Origin of the sequence: Rhizobium sp. CG4 (genome assembly GCF_023701965.1) — a bacterium.
Lineage (GTDB): Bacteria > Pseudomonadota > Alphaproteobacteria > Rhizobiales > Rhizobiaceae > Agrobacterium.
In genome coordinates this window covers 734,318-755,659 of record NZ_JABAEG010000002.1, presented here as the reverse complement: position 1 = coordinate 755,659, position 21,342 = coordinate 734,318, and the positions used below count along the sequence as shown (strand labels likewise).

The following is a 21,342-nucleotide window of genomic DNA, read 5'->3' as shown; positions in this document are numbered from 1 at the left end:
ATTTTTCCGCTGTTTAGAACCAAGTGCAGGCCATGGCAATCTGCATCACGTCTTGCTTTCGGCGAGAACTGTCGCCGCTGATTTTCCGGTCAGTATCTTCTGGTAGAACAGGCCAATTCCGATCAGCACCACGCCCAGACCAATGAAGGAGAGGGCGCGCAGCACACCTTCAAGGTTGCTCATGTCAATGAGGAAGGCTTTGGCAACCGCCAGCAGCACCAGCCCTGCGGAAGCAAGACGCAAGCTCTTGGCATCAAATTTCGAGCCGAGCGCCAGCAGCAGAACGCCGATTGCCAGCCATACTACCGAATAGGTGTAGGTTTCGCTCTGCAGGAAGCCTTTCCAGCTGGCGATATTTTCGCCCTGCCAGAAACGGCGCACCGACAGCGTTGCCCAGGCAAACAGAAGTGCTGCACCAGACAGTGCCAGCATCACCACATAGGCAAACGGGCGTTTGCCGCGCGCGTAGTAGGCAAGTCCGCCATAGGCGATCCCGGGCAACAGATAACCGATCAGCAGCAGGTTGAGGAACGGCCATGGTCCGGTATTTTCACCGCTGAAATACGGGTTGAGTGCGCCGAAATGCATGGTCAGAACATTGACCATGGCAATGGCACCGGCAATCATCGAGCCAACACGGAAGATCGGGCTTGGTGATTTCAGGTCGAGCGTCATCAACACGCCGGACATGCCAATGGTCAAAAGCGTATAGATCGACTGTTCACCAAGTGTCGGAACCGCGTCGTTCAGTATGCCGCCATTCATGGCGTGTCGAACGAGGATGGCAATCGCCAGCAGGCCCATGAGGCTGGCAATGGCCTGCAGGAAGTTCTTGATGCGATTTTCCGGCCAGTTGCGCAGCAGGTAAGCGGCAGCGATGGCCAGCACCGCCGGAATTCCATAACCGGGCAGCAGCGCGTTGAACACCGGCGTCAGCCCAAGGTTTTGTGGTCCGACGATTGTCGGTTCCCAGGCGATGCGGCCAAGAACGCCGACGCTGGCGATGGCCATGATCCATGGCAGGGCGTCCCATGTGCGCCAACGTGTGGCCAGAACATAGACAAAGCCCAGCACGGAAAGCAGTACGGTTGTTGCCAAACCATCGGTCAGCGTATGCAGGGTAAAGACGAAGGCGATAAATGAGCCTGTCACCAGCAGGTTGAGCGGCATCCGATAAGCAGCATCCATGTCCTGCCTGTGCAGCCACTCCGCCCCGGCAATCAGGATAAGGCCAAGTGCCAGACCATAGGCTGCGTGCAGCCAGTCGCGGGTCAGGTTACCATATTCAACAAAGCTAATTGTGCCGAGCCATACGGGAATGATGGCTGCAATGCCGGCCCAAAGCAACGCAAAGTCAGGATCTTGCTCGCCCTTACGCTTGAGGAAGGCAAAGCTGCACAGCAGGAAAATGGCGCCAAGGCCAAGTGCGATGGCAATATCGGTACCATTGCCCTGTGCGACTGCCGGCAGGGCAATGTCGGTGCCGGTAATCATTCCCGAGAAATAGAATACGCTACGGGTGGTTAGTGTGACGATGGCAAGGGCGCCAAGTGCGGAAAATACCGCAGGCCATACGGCAAAATGGCGGCTGGCACCGAGCGCCGCGAGGGCAGCGATCACGCTTGCCATGGCAAAGCTTGGATGAATATTTGTCGACGCGGCTGTCAGGACCATGGCCATGGCAGGCAGGATCGCCGCCAGCGATGCGGTCAGGCTGATAGCGATCGGGTGGCGCGCTGCCAGTTTCAGCATGCGCACGGACAATCTGGCAGGTGCGGTGTTCTGCGGCGGATCCGTCTCTGCGACGCTTTCCTGTTGTTGCAGTTGTCCATCAAACGCCTTGCCCGGCCAGAGGAAGATGGTTCCAGCCAGCATTGCTAGCAAGGCAAGTGTCGGTGGTGTCAGGTCAACGATATCGCTGGCGCCGATATAACCAAGCGCCCAGAGACCAAGGCCGGCATTGGCAAGTGCCGGGACAATTTTCCAGTTCTGGCTGCGGCAGGCGAATGCGGTGGCGGCCCAGGAAATGGTGAGGAAAATGAACAGCGCCCAGATGTTGGGTGTCTCGGTCGAAACCAGTGCTGGCGTTAACATGGAGCCAAACAGACCAAGCCCGGCCAGTGCCTGCCCATGCAGCAGCGAAAGTCCAAGAGTGGCAAAGGCCACCAGACCAAGCGTTATAAAGGCTGTTGCCGGGCTGATATACTCGTAGATTCCATAGGCGGCATAGACCACGCCAAACAAGGTGAGTGAGCCTGCAGCCGTCAGAACGCCGGGAATCATAGCGTTTGAATAGGCGGCAGTTACGCTGGGGACAGCTTTGCGGCGAATGGCTTCACCGGCGGCCCACAACAGAAGGCCGAAGATACCGGCCAGAGCAAGGCGTACGGCAGGGCTGAGCAGTCCGCTTTCAATGGAATATTTGACAAGGAATATGCCCCCCAAGGCCAGCGCAATGCCACCGGCCCAAACCGCCCAGCGCGCGCCTAGACGGTTTTCAAAGCTTTCGCGCGGCGGCAAGGTTGCTGCTGCTGGCGGCTGTTCTGGTAGTGTCTCTGTGACAACATCCTGGTCCTGTGCCACGTCCTGCGCGACGAGATCGGTGGGGCGTGAGGGTTGCTGCTCTTGTGATCCAAGGGCGGGGTCGGAGGCGGTAATATCGTTTGCTGGCACGCCTGCGCCAAGGAAAGCGTCCTGCTGTTCTGCCTCGGCCTGCAGGCTCTCTTGCGTTGCCACGGGCGACTGGCCAGTTGCCAGCATTCTTTTCAGCGCCTTGACTTCTCGTTCAAGGACATTGATGCGGCTGGCACTGCGGAAACTGGAAACGAGCGTGTAGATAAAGGCGGCCACATAGGCTACGGCCAGCAGAACGAGCATTTCCAATAGTCACTCTCCCGATTATAGCGGTTCAGAAACACGAGCGCGTGGCCATGTCTGCTAAACAGCGCATAAACAGGAATGAGGGGCGTTTCCGTGACAAAACATGTCCGGAAGCACTGTTCATTCCTGTGCCTCATCCGGTTTTATACGTGTGTGCGAATTTATTGTGCAAGCCATGATTTAGCCAGCTCAATATCGGATGCACCGATATCGTGTCCCTGAGGCACGGTTTCCAGCCGGATTTCTGCGCCTGCGCCTGACAATATCTCGGAAAGACGCACAGTCTGATCGCGGTATCTGTCGGTCTCTCCGGCTGAGAGCAGGATTTTGCGGCCGCTCAAATCCGCCGCCGGCCAATGTTCCAACACCGGCATGGCCCGCAGTAGAAGTGTCTCGGCCGCAAACTGTGGGTGAAGCGCAAAAAATGCCGCCAGGAAGTTGGCACCGTTGGAGTGACCGATGAAACGCAGTTTTTTGACATCAATGCCGTAGGCGGCAATCGCGCCCTCGACAAAGGCGGCAAAGGCTTCGGCTTCGCGGGCAATATCGTTCTGGTCAAAGGATGAATTGCCAAACCGTCGGAACCAGCGGGCAATGCCCTCTTCCGTGCTGCGACCGCGCACCCCAAGCAGGGTGGCGTTTGGTGCCGCTTTTGCGGCGAGAGGCATCAGGCTCGTTTCGCTGCCGCCAGAACCGTGCAGCAATATCAATACGCTGCCATCCGGCTGCTGCGGCGTATAGAAGCGGTGCACGAATGGCAATTCGCGGTAAATCACCCGCTCATCGCCCGGCATTGCAAATTGCGGCAGGGAAACTCGGGCAGCCTCAGCATCGGCCTCAAAATCAGGTGGAATGAACAGCGCTTCACCGAGTCTGTCAGGCGCTTCGTCAATGGTCATGCCGGGACCATCGGTCGCCATTTCGATCAGCACGCCGCCGGGTTCGCGAACATAGAGTGAGGCAAAATATTTGCGGTCGTGGGCATTGGTGACGCTGGAGTTCAGCTTTTTCAACTCAGCATGCACGCTGTTCAACTCGTCGTCGTTGCGGGCGCGAAAGGCAATGTGGTCAACCGTGCCGGTGCCGGGTGCACTCGACCAGAAACCAGTAGCATCGCGCACATCGATAATGTCGCCGGAAGCAGAAATCATGCGGCGGATGGCGCCTTGCTGTTGTGTGAAGACGTAACCGAAATAGCGGGATAGAAAGCTCTGGGTTTCATCCTGCGCTTCGCTGAGCATCGTCGCGCCACGAATGCGGCGGATGGCATGCTCACGCGGAATGCCCGGCGCGTCATGCGGGTCGGCCTCGGCAAATGCGGTCGTACCACACAGCTTGACGATGATGCCGTCAGGATCTTTCAGTCGGATGACTGGTTCGCCAAATTCCTCCATCGGGCCTTCGGTGCGAATGCCCGCCGTCAGTGCGCGGGTCAACCAGAAGCCAATGCTGGCGGGATCAATTGCTAGGGATACTTCGAGGGTTTGCCCGTGCCCGACGCGGCCTTGGCCACCATCTTCCCAGATCAGGAACGTTACGAGGGAACCGGGGCTTGCGGAGTGATCGCCATAGATCAGGTGCAGCTGCATCGCATCTTCAAAACCTGCAGTGCGTTTGACGAGGCGTAGGCCAAGAAATCCGGCATAGAAGTCGACATTGGCCTGTACCTTCCGGGCAATCATGGTGATGTGATGAATGCCTGCATCCGCGATCATGCTCAAACGACCTTTCTTCAATCCTTGTCAGCTCTGCACCATATGGTCGCGTCACCTGACATTACGCAAGGGCAGGAGTGTGGATATCACTAGGAGGTGAAAGTTTTGCGCAAAAAGCGTGCGTTGTGCTTTTTGTATTGTCTGCAAATGATTAAAAAATAAACAGAATTAAATATAGCATATTTTATGTGCATTTTTTACTTGCGCCTTGGGTTTGAATTGGATTTGATAAGCCTAATTCAATCAAAAACTTCCAGGGGGAAGAACAATGTTAACGCGCAGGTTGTTTTCGAAAATCGCGACATTTACGGCTCTTGGCCTTTCGGTCGGATTCGCTGCACCGGCTTTTGCCGAAACGCCAATCAAGTTCACGCTCGATTGGAAGTTTGAAGGTCCGGCTGCCGGCTTCCTGCTGGCGGTAGACAAGGGTTACTTCAAGGCCGAGGGACTGGATGTCACCATCGATAGCGGTAACGGTTCGGTGGAGGCCATTCCGCGTGTTGCCACCGGTGCCTATCAGATGGGTTTTGGCGACATCAATTCGGTGATGAAATTCCTGGATGAAGACCCAAGCCAGAAGGTGAAGGCGGTCTACATGGTTTATGAGCGCCCGACATTTGCGGTTGTTGGCCGCAAGTCGCTCGGCATCACCACGGACCCGAAGTCGCTGGAAGGCAAGAAGCTTGGTGCGCCACCGCCAGATGGTGCGTTTGCCCAGTGGAAGGCCTTCAAGGAAGTGGCTGCTCTTGATGACAGCAAGATCACCATCGAATCAATCGGCTTCCCAGTACGTGAGCCGATGCTGGCCAAGGGTGATGTCGATGCGGTCTTCGGTTTTGCATTCTCGGTCATTTTGAACCTGAAGGCACAGGGCATTTCCGACGATGATATCGCCACCATTCTGATGGCTGAAAACGGCTTGAATCTTTATGGCAACGCCGTGCTGGTAAACACTGATTTTGCCGAGAAAAATCCAGAAGCCGTCAAGGGTTTCCTCAAGGCTCTCGCCAAGGGGTTTGCTGATGCTGTGGCCAAGCCGGAAGAGGGTGTCGCAGCCGTTCTTGCGCGCAATGAAACCCTCAACAGCGAGATCGAACTTGAGCGCCTCAACATGGCCAATGCCATGAACATCAAGACACCTTACGTCGTTGAAAACGGCATGGGCGGTATTGATCAGGAGCGTCTGGCTGCCTCAATCGAAACACTGAAGATTTCGCTTGGCCTCAAAGGCAACGTCAAGGCTGAACAGGTTTTTGACGCGAGCTATCTGCCAGCCAAGGAAGACCGCATGCTGCCTTGATTGGCCGCAAACTCGCATCGTTATGCCCGGGCTGTTCCCGGGCATCTACCAACGCTCATAAACTTGCATGGGGACTGGACCGGGAGGGGCAACAATCGCCCGGTCCGCCCATGCAGGTGAGCGTCAGAATTACAGGGACTGGGAACATGGCTCATCTGGTTGAAATCGATAACGTTGACATGCGTTATGGTGGCGCGGCGGGAACGCTTGCCGTGTCAGGTCTGAACCTCACCGTGGACAAGGGGCAATTCACTGCGGTCGTCGGGCCTTCGGGGTGTGGAAAATCAACGCTGATGAAGCTGGTGACCGGCCTGCACATTCCGCAGGTTGGTCATGTGATTGTTGCCGGAAAACAGGTGACACAGCCTGTGTCGATTGTTGGCATGGCGTTCCAGAATCCGACTATGCTGCCATGGCGCACGACGTTGGAAAACATCCTGTTGCCGCTGGAAATCGTCGAAAAGCACCGTCACCGCCTGCGTGCGCATAAGGCCGAATATGTTGCCAAGGCAGAACGCCTGCTGGAAATTGTCGGGTTGAAAGGATTTGGCTCGAAGTTTCCATGGCAGCTATCAGGCGGTATGCAGCAGCGCGCCAATCTGTGCCGCGCACTGATCCATGAGCCGGAACTGCTGATGCTGGACGAACCGTTTGGTGCGTTGGATGCATTCACCCGTGAAGAACTGTGGTGTGTGATCCGCGATCTTCACGCAGCCCAGAACGTCACCATTATTCTCGTCACGCATGATCTGCGTGAAGCGGTATTTCTGGCGGACAAGATTTTTGTGATGACGGCCCGACCGGGCCGTATCCTGAAAGAACATACGGTGCCGTTTGCCCGGCCCCGACAACTGGACCTGATGTATGAGCATGGTTTTAACGACATGGTGCACGAACTGCATGGTGAAATTGCAAAGGCGAGGGTAGCCGCATGAGTGCGTTCGTCGAAACCGGGATCGCCACGGAACGTCCAAAACCTCTGATCGCCCGCGTCAACTGGGTCAAGGCGGCGCCGTGGCTTTATACGCTGGCACTATTTCTTTCGTGGGAACTGCTGGTCAAGGCGCTGGATATGCCGCCGACCATCCTGCCGTCGCCGACACGGGTGTTTCAGGCCATTGCCCAATATTGGTCACCCATCTGGAAAAACTCGCTGCAGACGCTTTACACGACGACGCTCGGTTTCATTCTGGCGGTTGTCGCAGGTCTGGCTATCGGCCTGTTCATTGGTTGGTCAAAGACCATTTATGCCGGGCTTTATCCGCTGATGATCGGTTTTAACGCCATTCCGAAAGTCGCCTTGGTGCCAATTCTTGTCATTTGGTTCGGTATCGGCACGGTACCGGCTGTGCTGACGGCGTTTCTGATTTCATTCTTCCCGATCGTGGTCAATGTCGCCACCGGTCTTGCGACCATCGAGCCGGAAACCGAGGATGTGCTGAGGGCGCTCGGCGCGAAGAAAATGGATATCATGCTGAAGGTGGGTATCCCGCGCTCCATGCCCTATTTCTTTGGATCGCTGAAAATCGCCATCACGCTTGCCTTCGTGGGGTCTGTCGTCTCAGAAACGGTGGCTTCCAATTACGGTCTGGGCAATATGATGAGTTCCGCGCAGAGCCAGTTCAACGTGCCCCTGGTGTTTGCTGGCCTGCTGATGCTGGCGATAGAAGGCATCGTCATGTACGCGGTCATGGCCTGGCTTGAAAGACGCATGACCGGTTGGGCGCATCGCTCCACCATGGGACAATAACCCAAACAAAAAGGCCGATTGTGAAATCGGCCTTTTTGTTATCTCGTTTGTTATTCTGCCGGTTGCGATGCCGTCACTTCTGACCGTTCGTCAAAGGCCAGTTTCATCGCTTTTGTCATGTCGCGGGTTGTTGCCCACCAGCCTTCGCTGCGCGCCCAGTAGCGTAGCTTCACGGTGGCGGTGTCACCACTGACGGTATCAATGAAGGTCATCGGGGCCGGATCGAGCAGCACGCGACTGTTGGAGCGTGCGACATTCATCAGCATATCTTGCGCCTCTGCCAGGCTTTCGCCTTTGGGTACCGTCACGCTTAACTCATGGCGACGCGACGGAAATCGGCTGTAATTGGTAATCGGTACATTCCACAGCGTCGAGTTTGGTGCCAGTCGATACAATCCATCACTGGTTTTAAGCTCGGTGGCAAACAGGCCAATTTCGATCACGGTTCCGCTGACAGCGCTGGTTTCAATATATTCGCCAACCCGGAACGGGCGCAGCACCAGCAGCATGATGCCGGCGGCAATGTTCTGCAGCGTGCCTTGCAAGGCAAGACCGATGGCCAAACCTGCAGCACCAAGAGCGGCCAGAATAGAGGCGGTCTGCACGCCAAACTGGCCAAGCACCATGACGATGACCAGAATGAGGATCACATAGCGGATGGCACCGGAGAAAAACCGCGCCAGCGTTTCGTCAAAACCGCGAATGCGTGACAGGCCTTCAAACGCCCAGCGCTGCACGAACGATGCCGCCAACCAGCCGATACACAAGAGCAACAAAGCGCCCACGATCGAGAAGGAATATTGCACAAGCAGCGCGCTTGCCTGACCAAGAGCCGCCTGCGAAGCGACAAAAAATTCCGTAGCTTGTTGTTCCATGAAACTATTCTGAAGCCCTGTTTCCTGAATGTTCAAATTGCCAACGACAAAGATTGGAAATGGTTCCGCCAAAAATGCTGTGCATTTTATATAGCGCGCAACGCGTGCTTCGAACCAATCAAACCTGCCGTTGGGTGTCGTCAGCCGTTCAATGGCAGTACAAACGGAACATTTCCATCTGTATCGGCGCCCCGGCCAATAGCCTTGAAGGCGGCAACCAATCGGCCATCACGGTTCAGCAGGCGGTCGCCAATTTCGATGATCCGTGAGTTTGGTGTTGCATAGGGTGAAGCCTGCCGCAAACGTTTGGCCAGATCCTGTTCGTTCTGTTCCGGGTAAAGTGCTAGCGAAACAAGGACAGCAGCAGCCGGAGACCGGGAAACCCCCATCCAGCAGTGGACCAGCAGAGGAGCCGACTGATCCCAACTCTTCGCAAAATCGATCAGGTTCTGGATATGACCATCCTGCGGGGCGATCAAATTACCGGTGCCGGCAAAACTGATGTCATTCATGGCAAGCGTCAGGTGACGCTCAGCAAGAATGACCGCAGGGCGATGGAAATCCTGTTTCTCGGCCAGCAGGCTGACCATTTCCCGAGACTTGTGGCGCACCGCCATTTCGGCAATTCGCCCCAGTGGCGAAACAACAATCGCTGTCATGCAGCACCGCTTTTCTGTTGGCTGCGCAAGGCCTCGATGGCGTTGAAACGCGCGATGAACTGGTGCTGGGCCTCAAGGGCCGGCAAAGGGTCAATCAACAGCATGTCGCAGGTAATACCACGCGGTTGGCCAAAGAACTTCTTGGCTTCGGTCATCGAAAAGCCGGCAAGCTCGGTCGCCTCGAAATAGGCCGCAACCGTATCGGCCTTCTTGATGCGGTCCTTGAGTTCGCTGGATGGGTGCGGCGCCAACGAGAAGCGCAGATGAATGGCCGCCTCTAGCCGTTTCTCCACCGACTTGTAACCGCCTCCGACGACCGACTTGAACGGGGAAATCATGTCGCCGATCACATATTCCGGTGCATCATGCAGCAAGGCCATCAGCATTTCGTCTGGCGTGGCGTCATTGCTGCGGCTGAAAATCGTCTCAACGATCAGGCTGTGCTGTGCAACCGAAAATGCGTGATTGCCGTGCGTCTGGCCGTTCCAGCGCGCAACGCGAGCAAGGCCATGGGCAATATCGGCAATTTCAACATCAAGCGGTGAGGGGTCCAGCAGGTCGAGGCGGCGGCCGGACAACATCCGTTGCCATGCGCGGGTGTTGAGCTTTGCGGCCAACCTTATTCCTCCGCGCTGGCTGTGGGTTCCGCGGCCGGGAAGCTCAAACCGCTCCACGCAGGCAATGTGAGTTTGACGGGCGTCTCGCCAGCGAGGATAGGTGTCTCGGTGGCCAGAGCATCTGCCACGCGGTCAACGCGCACAATCGCCACGCCGTTATTGCCGGACACACTGCCGAGTGTGCCAATCGTTTTGCCATTGGCCGTCAAATCGGTGCCACCAGCCGGAAGGTGAGCATCGGCCTCCACGATCACCACACGTCTACGGGCAGTGCCACGATGCTTCATGCGCGACACGACTTCCTGTCCGACGAAGCAGCCCTTCTTGAAGGATACACCATCATTGACGTCCATCAGCACGTCATGCGGAAAGGCATCCTGCAGGGCGTAGTCTGCGCCCGAATGAACAATTCCAGCAGAAATCCGCAATGCATCATAGGGCTCAATTGCGCCGCTGGCCGAGGCACCGGCTGCGCGATAGAGTTCAATGCCGGCCTTGGCAAAGCGGCTGTCCAGTTTCGCACCTTCAGGTTTGTCGCCATCCCAGAAAATACTGACACCTTCCTGCGCGTGTGGTTTGATCTCAACGGCCGCTCGCAGCTTGTACATGGTCAGGCGGCGGATCAGTGCATCCAGCTGGCTATTATCGGTTTCGAGAATAAGACCGTCCGCCTCACGCGACACCAGAAAATCAAACAGGATTTTGCCTTGTGGTGTCAGAAGGGCACCAGCGCGCACCTCATTCTCCGGCAGGTTCTCAACGTCAGTGGTGATGAGATTGTTCAGGAATTCCTGTGCGTCTTTGCCCGTAATCTCGATCTGGCGCTGCTGCGGTAAAAAGGCGGAGGACATGGATGTGTTCCTGTTGAAGTGTCAGGTGTGATGGATCTCGATATCCCGTCGCGTTGACAACAGCCGGCGAAAAGATATCAGTCAACACAGGGGAAGACTGTATGTCAGGGATTTAGGCATTGAACGTTCATGCGGCAAGCCATGCTTGCCACATTATCGAATGCATCGGCTTTCTGTTCAGTCGCCTGCGGTAAAAAACTTCCACTGGCCATCCGGCGTGATGCCGATGCGGTAAAAGCTGTAGGTGCCGTATTCCTGCATGTCGGCAAGATCACCCGCGGTGATGATGCGCAGCAACTCGACCTTTTCAGGTGCGGTCAACTCATTCAGTGATTTGCCCACAAAGTAAGGCCAGACATACATTTCTTCCGGGGTGCCGGCATCCATATGGGCATAGCCGGTGGACAGCAGATCAAGAAGAATGGCCAGAACTTCCAGCCCGTCAGGATCGCCGGAGAAGCTTTTCAGCGCAGCAATAGGGTCATCCCCGTCGTCGCCGGTAATCTGAGCCTGGTTCGGGCCGGGATTGACCAGCGGACGCAGCTTTTCGATGTCGCCTGTGGCCGACGCTTCAACAATTAGCTGACGCAGGCGCTGCACGGCGGCAGGGGCCTTGGTATTGTCGTGCTGAATATCGGAAACAACTGGCTGATCTTCGTCCGGTTCACCGGCCGTCTGGTCATTGGTGCCAGCAGATTTATCGATCAATGGGCTCGGCATGGGAATGCCGCCGTCCGAATCACCCTCTACGGTATTCGGCTCAGTCACCTGCGGTGCGCTCTGTGCACTCTCGCCAGTAGCCTGATCAGGCATGTTCTTGAGTTCTGAAAGCGCAAATACTGGCTGGGCTGTCACCAAAACCGCAGCAAAAATAGCTGCCGACAGGGCCAGTTCTTCCCTCACACGAAACGTCATGATGCTACCCTCCGGTTTTACTGGATGGTACGGGTCGGGGAAAATTCGCCTGCCAGCATTCTTTGGCGCAGTGATTCGAGCATGGCTTCTGCTCCAGCCTCACCATGCAGACGAATCGTTTCGCGCATGGCCAGTGCAATGGCAGCGTCGGCAATGATTTCCGGTTCGATGCCGTCGGCCATACCGTCGGCCCAGGCTTCGTTCTGGTGTTCCAGAGCGACCTGCATCTTCTCGTGAACAATCATTTCGGCGATGTCGTTGCGGCTTTCTTGCATACTTTCTTCCTCGTCGAGACGGTTGAAGTCTTACCACCTCGTTAACAACTCTAACAGCCTTTTATCAAAACGGCACGGGTTGCGGTAAAAACAGGTTAATTATTTCCTAATTTCCGAAGCGAGAAGCAATTTCTGACGCAAGTGTTGCACCTTCGTTACGGTATTGCTCTTCGGCCACCACGGCAGCCTGTGTGCATTCGGTGTAAACAGCAGCAAATGAGCGGTATCCACGGTTAAAGGCGGCGGTCAATTTCTGCCGTCTTTCCGGTTCGTTGGCCGTTTCTGCGGCCAACAGATCGCTCATCGCCTTGCGCCAGTCTTCCTTGACATCCTTCTGACAAAGGTTGCGCAGGTAATGCACGGCACCTGTGACTTCGGCCAGACGTGACAGCTTTTGATCATAAGCTGTCGAGGCTGAACTGGCAGGCGCAGAACCTGATGGAGCAGAGCTCGACGGGGCTGACGGTTGCGCAAACGCACCCATGGCAACAAACAGCGTTGCGCAAAATGCAGACGATGCTGAAAGTCGTGACCGTGGTTTGCTCATTGTGGTTTCATGCCGCGATTCTGTAATGAGTGCAATTGCTTGGCCACGCGTTCACAGCATTCCAGAACGCTTGGCGGAACCGGCAGATCGCGCACTTCCTCCACCGTGTACCAGCCGGGATCTGCCGCATCATCATTGGCAACCGCTTCTGCCGTATGGTCTGCTTCCACCAGAAATACCGACAGGAAATAGTGGCTAGAGGCGGCGCCGCTTGCCGTTTCAGGCTTCAGATCATAGGTGGCAAAAAGCTGTGGATTGCGCGCCTCGATGCCGGTCTCTTCCAACAATTCACGCAGTGCCGCGTCTTCCGGTCTCTCACCCGGCTCTGCCTTGCCACCGGGAAAGGCGAACATGTCGGCCGATGGCGGGTTCTTGCGCCTGACCAGCAACATGCGGTCACCGCGAGTGACGATTGCGGAAGAGGCGGGACGAGGCTGCGGCATGGAAAAGTACCTGTGCGTATGATGGCTGCGATACATGCTTAGTCGTTCAGGAAGCGCTTTGGAATGTCTTCATGGAAGGGAAACATTGCAAAACAGGGGCGTGCTTCGGCGATGACACGTTTTATCGACGGGCGGTGCATCAGCCGTTCGAAGTAACGATCCAGTGCCGGTTTGCCCGGCCCGATAGGATGGACGATAGACGAATAGAACAAGGCAGGGGCACCAGAACAATCTGCCAGTGTGAATTCTTCCCCGCATATCCAGATTTTGCCGGTGAGTTGTCGTTCCAGCATTTCATAGGCGGTATTCAGCGTCTGCCGCGCTTCGTTCACCCCAAAGGCATCCTGATTGCCTTCCGGCCTTATTTTGTCCGTGACAATTTTCTGCATGGGAACGCTGATATAGAGGTCAAAGAACCGGTCCCATAACCGCGTTTCCAGCTGTGCATCCGGGGCGCTCGGCAATAGCCTTGTGTCGCCAGGGTAGTGCTGCTGCAAATATTCGATGATGATGCTGGTTTCACCCAACACCTGATGACGCCGCTGGTCCTCCATCACCGGTATTTTGCCGACCGGCCAATGGTAGATAAGTTTTTGCGTGGACTGCGCGTCGGAAAAATCGATCAGTGATTTTTCAAACTCGGTGTCGTTCTCATAAAGTGCAATCAGCACCTTGTGACAGAACGAGGCAAGCGGATGCATGTGCAAGGTGAGTGTCATCGCTCGGGTTTCCCAAGATTGCACCTAGACTGGTGTGTTTTAGCAGCAGCCCCAAACCGCTATCATAAGCGGGGAATCACTATGTCTTTCGTGTGACGCAACATCTCATCCGGGCCGAAAACCGAACCAATGAAGATTTATCTGATCTATGCCGCCGCCGCATTGGCCGAAATTGCCGGATGTTTTACCTTCTGGGCATGGCTGCGGCTGGAAAAATCGGCGCTATGGCTGGTGCCGGGCATGGTCGCTTTGGCCGCCTTTGCGTGGTTGCTGACACTGGTGCCGTCTGAAGTGGCGGGGCGGGCTTATGCCGCTTATGGCGGCATGTATATTGTTGCCTCACTTTTCTGGTTATGGGGTGTCGAAGGCCACTCACCTGACAGATGGGATTTCGCGGGCGGCGCCATCTGCCTTGCTGGTGCAAGTCTCATTTTGTTTGGGCCGCGTGCCTGAGATCATTTTGCCGATGCCGTGACACTGGTTGCCGGAGGAAAATAACATGTGCGGACGATTTGTATTGCTGGCAACGCCCGACGAACTCGCTGAGTTTCTAAGCCTCATCGAGCTTGATGACTTTCCCGCGCGTTACAACATCGCCCCCACCCAGCCGATCCTTGTCGTGGTGGAATCAGAAACCTCGCAGCCCGGCAGCAACCTGCCTAGACGGCAGGCGGTGCTGGCGCGTTGGGGGCTGTTGCCCGGCTGGCTGAAAGATCCCAGTGATTTTCCCTTGCTGATCAATGCTCGAGCCGAAACCGCAATAGGCAAGGCGTCGTTTCGTGCGGCCATGCGCCACCGTCGTGTGCTTGTTCCGGCCAGTGGATTTTACGAATGGAGACGTCCTGACAAGGATGAAGGCGGCAAACCGCAGGCCTATTTCATCAAACCGAAACGCGGTGGTGTTGTTGCCTTTGCGGGTCTGCTCGAAACATGGTCTTCGGCCGATGGTTCCGAGGTCGACACGGCGGCCATTCTCACCACTTCCGCGAATCGGTCGATCAGCCGTATTCATGATCGGATGCCTGTGGTTATTGCACCTGAAGATTTCAGCCGCTGGCTGGACTGCAAGACGCAGGAGCCACGTGAGGTGGCGGACCTGATGGTGCCAGCGGATGAGGATTTTTTTGAAGCTATTCCGGTATCCGACAAGGTGAACAAGGTCGGCAATGTCGGCCCTGATCTTCTTGAACCGGTGGAGGAAACGCTTCCGCAGAAGGAAAAGAAAACGGGGCCGGACTCTGGCCAGATGTCACTGTTTTAAACAGCGACATAGCCTAGTGCGCTTTGGTAAGCTCCGTGAAGCCGCTGAGAATGTCGAGATCGGCAAATACCCGGTTTCTGCCATTGCTCTTGGCCATGTAGAGCAGTTGGTCTGCGGCATTCAACTGGTTGTCGAAAGGTTCACCCTTTTCGATTTCGACTACGCCCAGTGAAATCGTTACAGCAATCTCGGTACCCGTCAGTTTTACGCCAGCGGTCTCAACGGCATGCCGCAGGTTTTCGCAAAATGTGCGGGCCTGTATTGCATCGAAACCCCTTAGGAAAATTGCAAATTCTTCGCCGCCAATACGGGCGGGAAGATGTTTGTTTGTCTCGCAGCTTTCAGCCAGCAGGGCAGCAATATTTCTCAACGTGCGGTCGCCTGCATCATGGCCATAGGTGTCATTGATCTTCTTGAAATGATCGATGTCGAGAATGGCAAGCGCACCTTTGCCATTGTTCTTTTGCAAATCCGCCATCATCAACTTGGTCTTCTCAAAGAAGGAGCGGCGGTTCGGCAGGTTGGTCAGGTGGTCACGTTCGGCTAGATGCCGCAGGCGCTTTAACTGCTTCAGCGTCTCAATGTTGTTGTCGATACGGCATTGCAGTTCTTCCAGCACAAACGGCCGGTAGATGAAGTCCGATGCGCCAGCTTTCAAAAAGCTTGCTGACAGCAGGCGGTCCGTCGAGGATGACACGCCGATAATGCGCAGGTCTTCCGAACTGCGATATTCCCGAACCTTACGGGTCAACTGATAACCGTCCATGTCTGGCATATGGTAATCGGTAATAACCAGCTCGATTGTCTCATCTTCTTGCAGAATATCGAGTGCCTGTTTGCCGCTGAGAGCTTCTATAACGCGGAAGTTCTGTCGTTCGAGTATTTCAACCAGCCCTGAGCGGGCAGAGCGAGCATCATCCACAACGAGAACGGAAAACAGCCGGTTGGTGATAATCCGCTCAACTGTTTTGATGACAGCATCCACCGTCCGATGGCCGTCCTTGATGATGTAGTCGATGATCTTCTTTTCGGTGTAACGCTTGCGCGCTTGCTCATCGAATGTCGCGGTAAACACGATTGTTGGAATTCTGGAGGCCGAAAGCAGCCCGAGAATCTCGCCATCAGGTGCGTCAGGCAAGTTCAAACCGGTCAAGGCAAGGGTAAATTCATGTTCGGCAATCAGAGCCGCGGCCGCGCTCATCGTATCGCAATGAATGACCTCGGCGCTGGTTTCGCCTTCCAGCCGTTGCTTCAGCAACATCGACAGCGCAATGGAATCTTCGACAAGCAAGATCTTGTGGGGCAGGGCGTTCACGTCAGTGTAGTGCGCATCCCGGTTATCCCGTACGTAAGACATTGCATTCCCCTTGGCCGTTACTCTTCACGAGTCAGATAATGAAGGTGGATTACCAATATCTTAGGATAACTTAACACGGACGAAAGGTCGCAGCACTTTCCAATTCCTATGTGTGGTTTCTCAGAAACCCTCGACGCGGGGCTTGATAATACTTGCGGGAAGCCAGTAGTAAATTTGTCATTGTCCAATGACGCAGAGCCCGCCTCGCGGATGGCTGAGAGCCCCGCATGAATTTCAGGAAAACAGAGATATGCCGCCTTTAATGTCTGCCAGCCTTGCCGGTTTTCTGCTGGGGGGCTCCCTGATCGTCGCAATCGGCGCCCAGAATGCCTTCATTCTGCGACAGGGGCTTATCCGCAATCATGTCTTCCTGCTGTGCCTGATCTGCGCGCTGTCCGACGCCTTGCTGATTGCCGCAGGTGTTGCCGGCCTTGGAACGCTAGTGTCGCAGTCACCCATTTTGATTGCGGTGGTGACGCTGGGTGGTGCGCTCTTTCTGGCATGTTACGGTTTTCTGGCTTTCCGCCGTGCCTTGAAGCCCGGCGTCATGCAGGCCGATAATTCACGAGGGCTAGGCCTGCGCGCTGCGGTCATGACCTGCCTGGCGTTCACCTTCCTTAACCCGCATGTCTATCTGGATACTGTGGTTTTGCTGGGCAGCCTGTCGGCGGCCTATGAAGGAAGTGCGCGTGTCGCCTATGCTGCAGGTGCCGTCGTCGCATCATTCGTGTGGTTTTTTGCGTTGGGATACGGCGCCCGTTATCTGGCGCCGTTATTTGCCCGTCCATCCGCCTGGCGTGTGCTGGATGCCATTATCGGCGTGGTCATGAGCCTCTTGGCTCTCAGCCTTCTGGTCCGGTTTGTAAAGCAATTCGTGCTGTAGAAGCAGTGGCGGCAGTAGAAGATGCTGGCTCACAAGAGTGAGCCGGTCTTCCTGCGGATCAATCAGGCCTTTTTGGCCGGTGCTTGGGCTGGCTTGCTCTTCTGCATCATCGATGCGGCGGCGACAGCTTTCAGACCCAGTGGCTTGTAGTGGCTGTTCAGATCAGGTTTCGGCGTCGGGTTGGCAGTCTTGTTTTCACTCATTGTCTCTCTCCTCGAATAGTCCATGGTCTTGATATTTGGCAGATTCGTTGCCGTGTTGTTTCATGACCAATCATGACAAATTCGAGGCGATTACAAATCAATTGAAGATTGCAGCCTGCGACAAATCGTGCGCGGATGCTGCCAATCTTCAATCAGAGGTACCTGTTTTCTCTCAGATACCGCGGTCTAGGCCGTCACCGCTATCGCCGTGACTGTCCTCTTCGATTGTCAGGGTGCCATAGCGTTTGTGCCAGACGCGGGCGCTGAACGGCAGGAAGAGGAGATAGGCTGCAACGGTCACCGCCAGCACTTCCCAGGTAAAGCTCATCAACAATGCAACATAGAGCACGACGATCAGCATTAGCGGCAGAACGATGTCGCGGCGAATACGGGTTTCGGATTTGCCAGACCATACCGGCAGGCGGCTGATCAGCAGATAACCAATCAAAACTGTGTAAGCGCTGGCGACATAGGAAAAGGGGGCCGTTGGCGGCATGCCGAGAAAACCGAGATAGACCGGCAGCAATACCAAAAGCGCGCCCATCGGGGCTGGGACACCGACAAAGAATTCATTCTGCCAGGGTGCCTTGATTTCACGTTCAATCATCACGTTGAAACGTGCCAGTCTAAGGCCAGCGGCGATGACGTAGATCAGGGCGGCAATCCAGCCGAAGCTGCGGGCCTGATCCAGCATGAAGGCGTAGAGTACAAGCGCCGGCGCAACACCAAAATTGACGATATCGGCCAGCGAATCCATCTGTGCGCCGAATTTGGAGGTCGCCTTCATCATGCGGGCCACACGTCCGTCGATACCATCGAGGAACGCAGCCAGCAGAACCATGCCGACTGCCAATTCGAAGCGGTTTTCGAAGGCAAGCCTGACACCGCTAAGCCCCGCACAAATCGCCAATACCGTGATCAGATTGGGGATGACCAGCCGCATGGGGATTTCCCGCAGGCGTGGCCCACGGGCATTGTCCTGCCCATTTTCATGTTTGCCGTTCGGTGCCGGTTCTACGGGGGTAGGGGTTTGCATGAAGGCGTCCTTGCGGTTATCCGTCAGTTGCGGCGGCTGATGACCGGACCCTTGGTCGCGGCAAATTCAGCGAGAACCGTTTCACCGGCAATGGCGGTCTGGCCGACAGAGACGCGCGGCTCGGTGCCGGCTGGCAGGAAAACGTCAAGACGCGAACCAAAGCGGATAAGGCCAAAACGCTCACCGGCATCTACAGGCTCGTTTGGCTTGACCCAGCAGACGATACGACGGGCAACCATGCCAGCAACCTGAACGACGCCGATCTGGCCGTGACGGGTTTCGATAACCAGACCGTTGCGCTCGTTGTCTTCGCTGGCCTTGTCGGCTTCAGCGTTGAGGAACAGGCCCGGACGGTAGGCAATGTTGACGATACGGCCACGAACCGGTGCACGGTTCACGTGGCAGTTAAAGACGTTCATGAACACCGAGATTCGCAGCATCGGCTCTTTGCCAAGCTCCAGCTCATGCGGTGGAACAACCATCTGGATTGCGGAAACCTTGCCGTCTGCCGGGCTGATGACGAGGTCATCATCCTGCGGTGTGACGCGCTCAGGGTCGCGGAAGAAGTAGGCGCACCACAGGGTCAAAACCAGACCAACCCAGAACAGCGGCTCGGCAATCCAGCCTAGCACCAGCGACGCCACGAAAAAGGCAGCGACGAAAACGTAACCTTCCTTATGGATCGGTACGATGGTGTTACGAATGGTATCGAACAGGTTCATAGGTATTTTTCTCCGATTTTTATATTTCTTGCATGCCGCCCGGAAGCATCGATTGTTTCCAACGTGCGCGCCAAACCAGACCTATGCTGACTACAGGCAAAAGGCCGGATGGGCAATGCGTCAGACCAAAGCATCAACGGTTTGTGTGCGCTCTGCCTGCGATAATAAGGGGATAATAGGGATTATCTCCCGATGTCGCAAATTACCGCATGTCTCCCAAAAGTGGTTTCCCGGTTTTGGGGTAAAGACATGCGCCAGACAAGAGCGCGGAGCCGTATGTCTCCCAAAAGTGGTTTCCCGGTTTTGGGATAAAGACATGCGGCAGCTTCGGCATAGGCCATATTGCTGTCGCAAGGTGGTTCAGTGTGCCGGTGTTCCCCGGTCGACAATGCCGAGATCGTCGGTCTCGCGCACCTGACGCAAGCGCTCTTCGGCGCGGCTTGCTTCGCGCTGGCGATCCCACATCGATGCATAAAGGCCATGGGCCGCGATAAGGTGGGGATGTGTTCCGCGCTCAACGATGCAACCATCCTTCAGCACGATGATCTCATCGGCATGAATGACGGTCGACAGGCGGTGCGCAATGACAAGTGTCGTGCGGTTTTTCGAGACGATATCCAGTGCACTCTGGATTTCCTGTTCGGTATTGGTGTCGAGCGCCGATGTTGCCTCGTCAAGAATGAGGACAGGTGGAGCCTTGAGTATGGTTCTGGCAATGGCAACACGCTGCTTTTCACCGCCTGACAGTTTCAGGCCGCGTTCGCCCACCATTGTCTCGTAACCCTGTGGCAAGCGTTCGATAAAGCCGCTGATCTGCGCGGCGTCAGAAGCAGCCTTCACATCGCTGTCAGCGGCAGACGTGCGGCCGTAACGGATGTTGTAGGCAATTGTATCGTTAAACAACACGGTGTCCTGCGGTACGATACCAATGACAGAGCGCAGGCTCTTCTGCGTCACGTCACGTATTTCCTGCCCATCAATGGTGATCGTGCCATCCTGAACATCATAGAAGCGATAAAGAAGCCGCGAAATGGTCGATTTGCCGGCCCCTGAGGGGCCAACAATTGCAATAGTCTTGCCAGCCGGCACGTCAAACGAAATGCCCTTGAGGATCGGACGGTCAGGGTCGTAGGCAAAATGGACGTCCTTGAAGGAAATCGCGCCGCTGCCGATAATCAGTTCCTTGGCATGTGGGGCATCGGTAACTTCTGCTTCCACTTCCAGCAAATCAAACATCTGCTCGATGTCGGTCAGGCCTTGACGGATTTCGCGGTAGACGAAGCCGATGAAGTTCAACGGCACGGAAAGCTGCAACAATAGCGCGTTGATAAACACGAAGTCACCAATGCTCTGCTCGCCACGCTGTACGGCCAGTGCCGACATGACCATCATCACCATCGAGCCGATGCCGAAGATGACGCCCTGGCCGAAGTTCAGCCAGCCAAGCGACGTCCAGATGGCGGTCGCGGATTTTTCATACCGCGCCATCGCACCGTCGAAACGGTTGGCTTCCATGTCTTCATTGCCGAAATATTTGACGGTCTCAAAATTGAGAAGTGAATCGATGGCCTTTGTGTTGGCGTCCGTATCGCTGTCATTCATCGAACGACGAATACCGATGCGCCAGTCGCTGGCCTTCACCGTGAACCACACATAGGTCCAGACCGTGATGACTGTTACCAGCACATAGGTAAAGCCATAGGTCCACCACAGGATGACGGCGGTCAGCAGAAATTCGATAAAGGTTGGGGCGGTGTTGAGGATCGTGAACCGGACAATGGTTTCAATGCCCTTGGTGCCGCGCTCGATGATACGCGACAGGCCACCTGTCTTGCGCTCCAGATGGAAGCGCAGGGATAACTGGTGCATGTGCACGAAGGTCTTGTAGGCAAGTTGGCGCACCGCGTGCTGGCCAACGCTGGCAAACAGCGTATCGCGCAACTGGTTGAGGCCAACCTGTAACAGACGGGTAAAATTATAGGCGATGACGAGAGCGACCGCCCCTAGCAGAAATACCGGCAATAGGCTGGTCGCATCCTGTTTGCCATTCAGCGCATCTGTTGCCCATTTGAAGAAATAGGGAACAAGGATCAAAACCAGCTTGGCAGCAACAAGAAACAACGTGGCCCAGACCACTCGCATCTTGAGATCAGTTCTGCCATGCGGCCACATATAGGGCCACAGGTTCACCAGTGTGTTCAGCGGATTGCTGGAATCCGCGGAGATGGTTTTTTTCTTGTCTTGCTGCATGTTCTGGCTCCGACCACTGCCGAAAGGCCGACAGCATAACGGCGGCTGTGATAGCCGCCGTTGATTGCGAAATAAGTGCTGAAC

21 protein-coding genes and 1 pseudogene are annotated in these 21,342 nt (G+C 55.6%); 6 read left to right on the top strand and 16 right to left on the bottom strand.

Going from position 1 to position 21,342, the window contains the following annotated elements:
• Positions 1–45: 45 nt before the first annotated feature.
• Both HGO37_RS08800 and HGO37_RS08795 read right to left on the bottom strand, forming a co-directional pair.
• Positions 46–2,877, bottom strand: a complete 2,832-nt coding sequence (locus HGO37_RS08800) for a DUF2339 domain-containing protein (RefSeq protein WP_250983246.1) — start codon at positions 2,875–2,877, stop codon at positions 46–48.
• Between the two features lie 164 nt (positions 2,878–3,041).
• A complete protein-coding gene (locus HGO37_RS08795) occupies positions 3,042–4,595 on the bottom strand; it encodes a VOC family protein (RefSeq protein WP_250982985.1) in 1,554 nt (517 codons plus the stop codon).
• A gap of 268 nt (positions 4,596–4,863) precedes the next feature.
• On the opposite strand from HGO37_RS08795, the gene HGO37_RS08790 reads away from it, so the two are divergent.
• The 3 genes from HGO37_RS08790 (at position 4,864) to HGO37_RS08780 (ending at position 7,645) form a co-directional block, all read left to right on the top strand.
• Positions 4,864–5,895 carry an ABC transporter substrate-binding protein gene (locus HGO37_RS08790; RefSeq protein WP_250982984.1) on the top strand — a complete coding sequence of 344 codons (1,032 nt, stop codon included), beginning with the start codon at positions 4,864–4,866 and terminating at the stop codon, positions 5,893–5,895.
• A 146-nt stretch (positions 5,896–6,041) separates the two neighbouring features.
• Positions 6,042–6,830, top strand: a complete 789-nt coding sequence (locus HGO37_RS08785) for an ABC transporter ATP-binding protein (protein ID WP_250982983.1) — start codon at positions 6,042–6,044, stop codon at positions 6,828–6,830.
• Positions 6,827–7,645: an ABC transporter permease gene (locus HGO37_RS08780; RefSeq protein WP_250982982.1), complete on the top strand. Its 819-nt coding sequence runs from the start codon at positions 6,827–6,829 to the stop codon at positions 7,643–7,645. Before HGO37_RS08785 ends, HGO37_RS08780 begins: the two co-directional genes overlap by 4 nt.
• A 50-nt stretch (positions 7,646–7,695) precedes the next feature.
• Here the strand turns inward: HGO37_RS08780 and HGO37_RS08775 are convergent, their stop codons facing one another.
• From HGO37_RS08775 to HGO37_RS08735, 9 genes are all read right to left on the bottom strand, one after another.
• Positions 7,696–8,520, bottom strand: coding sequence for a mechanosensitive ion channel family protein (locus HGO37_RS08775; RefSeq protein ID WP_250982981.1), 825 nt, complete (start codon positions 8,518–8,520; stop codon positions 7,696–7,698).
• 140 nt (positions 8,521–8,660) lie between these two features.
• Complete coding sequence (locus HGO37_RS08770; protein ID WP_250982980.1) at positions 8,661–9,179, bottom strand: tyrosine phosphatase family protein; 519 nt, start codon at positions 9,177–9,179, stop codon at positions 8,661–8,663.
• Entirely contained in the window at positions 9,176–9,760 is a 585-nt protein-coding gene (locus HGO37_RS08765) for a YfbR-like 5'-deoxynucleotidase (protein WP_250983245.1), read from the bottom strand. Before HGO37_RS08765 ends, HGO37_RS08770 begins: the two co-directional genes overlap by 4 nt.
• 38 nt (positions 9,761–9,798) lie before the next feature.
• Positions 9,799–10,647 carry a CAF17-like 4Fe-4S cluster assembly/insertion protein YgfZ gene (gene ygfZ, locus HGO37_RS08760; RefSeq protein WP_250982979.1) on the bottom strand — a complete coding sequence of 283 codons (849 nt, stop codon included), beginning with the start codon at positions 10,645–10,647 and terminating at the stop codon, positions 9,799–9,801.
• 177 nt (positions 10,648–10,824) lie between these two features.
• Positions 10,825–11,562 (bottom strand): hypothetical protein, encoded by a 738-nt coding sequence (locus HGO37_RS08755; RefSeq protein WP_502941395.1) that lies wholly within the window; start codon positions 11,560–11,562, stop codon positions 10,825–10,827.
• 17 nt (positions 11,563–11,579) lie between these two features.
• Entirely contained in the window at positions 11,580–11,837 is a 258-nt protein-coding gene (locus tag HGO37_RS08750; RefSeq protein ID WP_192487399.1) for a hypothetical protein, read from the bottom strand.
• Positions 11,838–11,943: 106 nt separating this feature from the next.
• Complete coding sequence (locus HGO37_RS08745) at positions 11,944–12,321, bottom strand: TIGR02301 family protein (protein ID WP_250983243.1); 378 nt, start codon at positions 12,319–12,321, stop codon at positions 11,944–11,946.
• A gap of 59 nt (positions 12,322–12,380) precedes the next feature.
• Entirely contained in the window at positions 12,381–12,827 is a 447-nt protein-coding gene (locus HGO37_RS08740; protein WP_192487401.1) for an NUDIX hydrolase, read from the bottom strand.
• A gap of 38 nt (positions 12,828–12,865) precedes the next feature.
• On the bottom strand, positions 12,866–13,546 hold the full coding sequence (locus HGO37_RS08735; RefSeq protein ID WP_250982978.1) for a glutathione S-transferase family protein: 681 nt from the start codon (positions 13,544–13,546) through the stop codon (positions 12,866–12,868).
• Positions 13,547–13,675: 129 nt separating this feature from the next.
• Here HGO37_RS08735 and HGO37_RS08730 point away from each other — a divergent pair, with 129 nt between their 5' ends.
• Positions 13,676–13,999 carry a YnfA family protein gene (locus HGO37_RS08730; RefSeq protein WP_250982977.1) on the top strand — a complete coding sequence of 108 codons (324 nt, stop codon included), beginning with the start codon at positions 13,676–13,678 and terminating at the stop codon, positions 13,997–13,999.
• A 46-nt stretch (positions 14,000–14,045) separates the two neighbouring features.
• Positions 14,046–14,807, top strand: a complete 762-nt coding sequence (locus tag HGO37_RS08725) for an SOS response-associated peptidase (protein ID WP_250982976.1) — start codon at positions 14,046–14,048, stop codon at positions 14,805–14,807.
• 13 nt (positions 14,808–14,820) lie between these two features.
• Here HGO37_RS08725 and HGO37_RS08720 read toward each other — a convergent pair whose 3' ends face one another.
• Complete coding sequence (locus HGO37_RS08720) at positions 14,821–16,164, bottom strand: GGDEF domain-containing response regulator (RefSeq protein WP_502941394.1); 1,344 nt, start codon at positions 16,162–16,164, stop codon at positions 14,821–14,823.
• A 250-nt stretch (positions 16,165–16,414) separates the two neighbouring features.
• Here HGO37_RS08720 and HGO37_RS08715 point away from each other — a divergent pair, with 250 nt between their 5' ends.
• Complete coding sequence (locus tag HGO37_RS08715) at positions 16,415–17,047, top strand: LysE/ArgO family amino acid transporter (RefSeq protein WP_250982975.1); 633 nt, start codon at positions 16,415–16,417, stop codon at positions 17,045–17,047.
• A 62-nt stretch (positions 17,048–17,109) separates the two neighbouring features.
• Here the strand turns inward: HGO37_RS08715 and HGO37_RS08710 are convergent, their stop codons facing one another.
• The 4 genes and pseudogenes from HGO37_RS08710 to HGO37_RS08695 form a co-directional block, all read right to left on the bottom strand.
• On the bottom strand, positions 17,110–17,250 hold the full coding sequence (locus HGO37_RS08710) for a hypothetical protein (protein ID WP_250982974.1): 141 nt from the start codon (positions 17,248–17,250) through the stop codon (positions 17,110–17,112).
• 172 nt (positions 17,251–17,422) lie between these two features.
• On the bottom strand, positions 17,423–18,286 hold the full coding sequence (gene pssA, locus HGO37_RS08705) for a CDP-diacylglycerol--serine O-phosphatidyltransferase (RefSeq protein WP_250982973.1): 864 nt from the start codon (positions 18,284–18,286) through the stop codon (positions 17,423–17,425).
• Positions 18,287–18,309: 23 nt separating this feature from the next.
• Positions 18,310–19,017, bottom strand: a pseudogene (locus tag HGO37_RS08700) (phosphatidylserine decarboxylase); the annotation flags it as partial.
• Positions 19,018–19,368: 351 nt separating this feature from the next.
• Positions 19,369–21,258: an ABCB family ABC transporter ATP-binding protein/permease gene (locus tag HGO37_RS08695; RefSeq protein ID WP_250982972.1), complete on the bottom strand. Its 1,890-nt coding sequence runs from the start codon at positions 21,256–21,258 to the stop codon at positions 19,369–19,371.
• Positions 21,259–21,342: the final 84 nt, after the last annotated feature.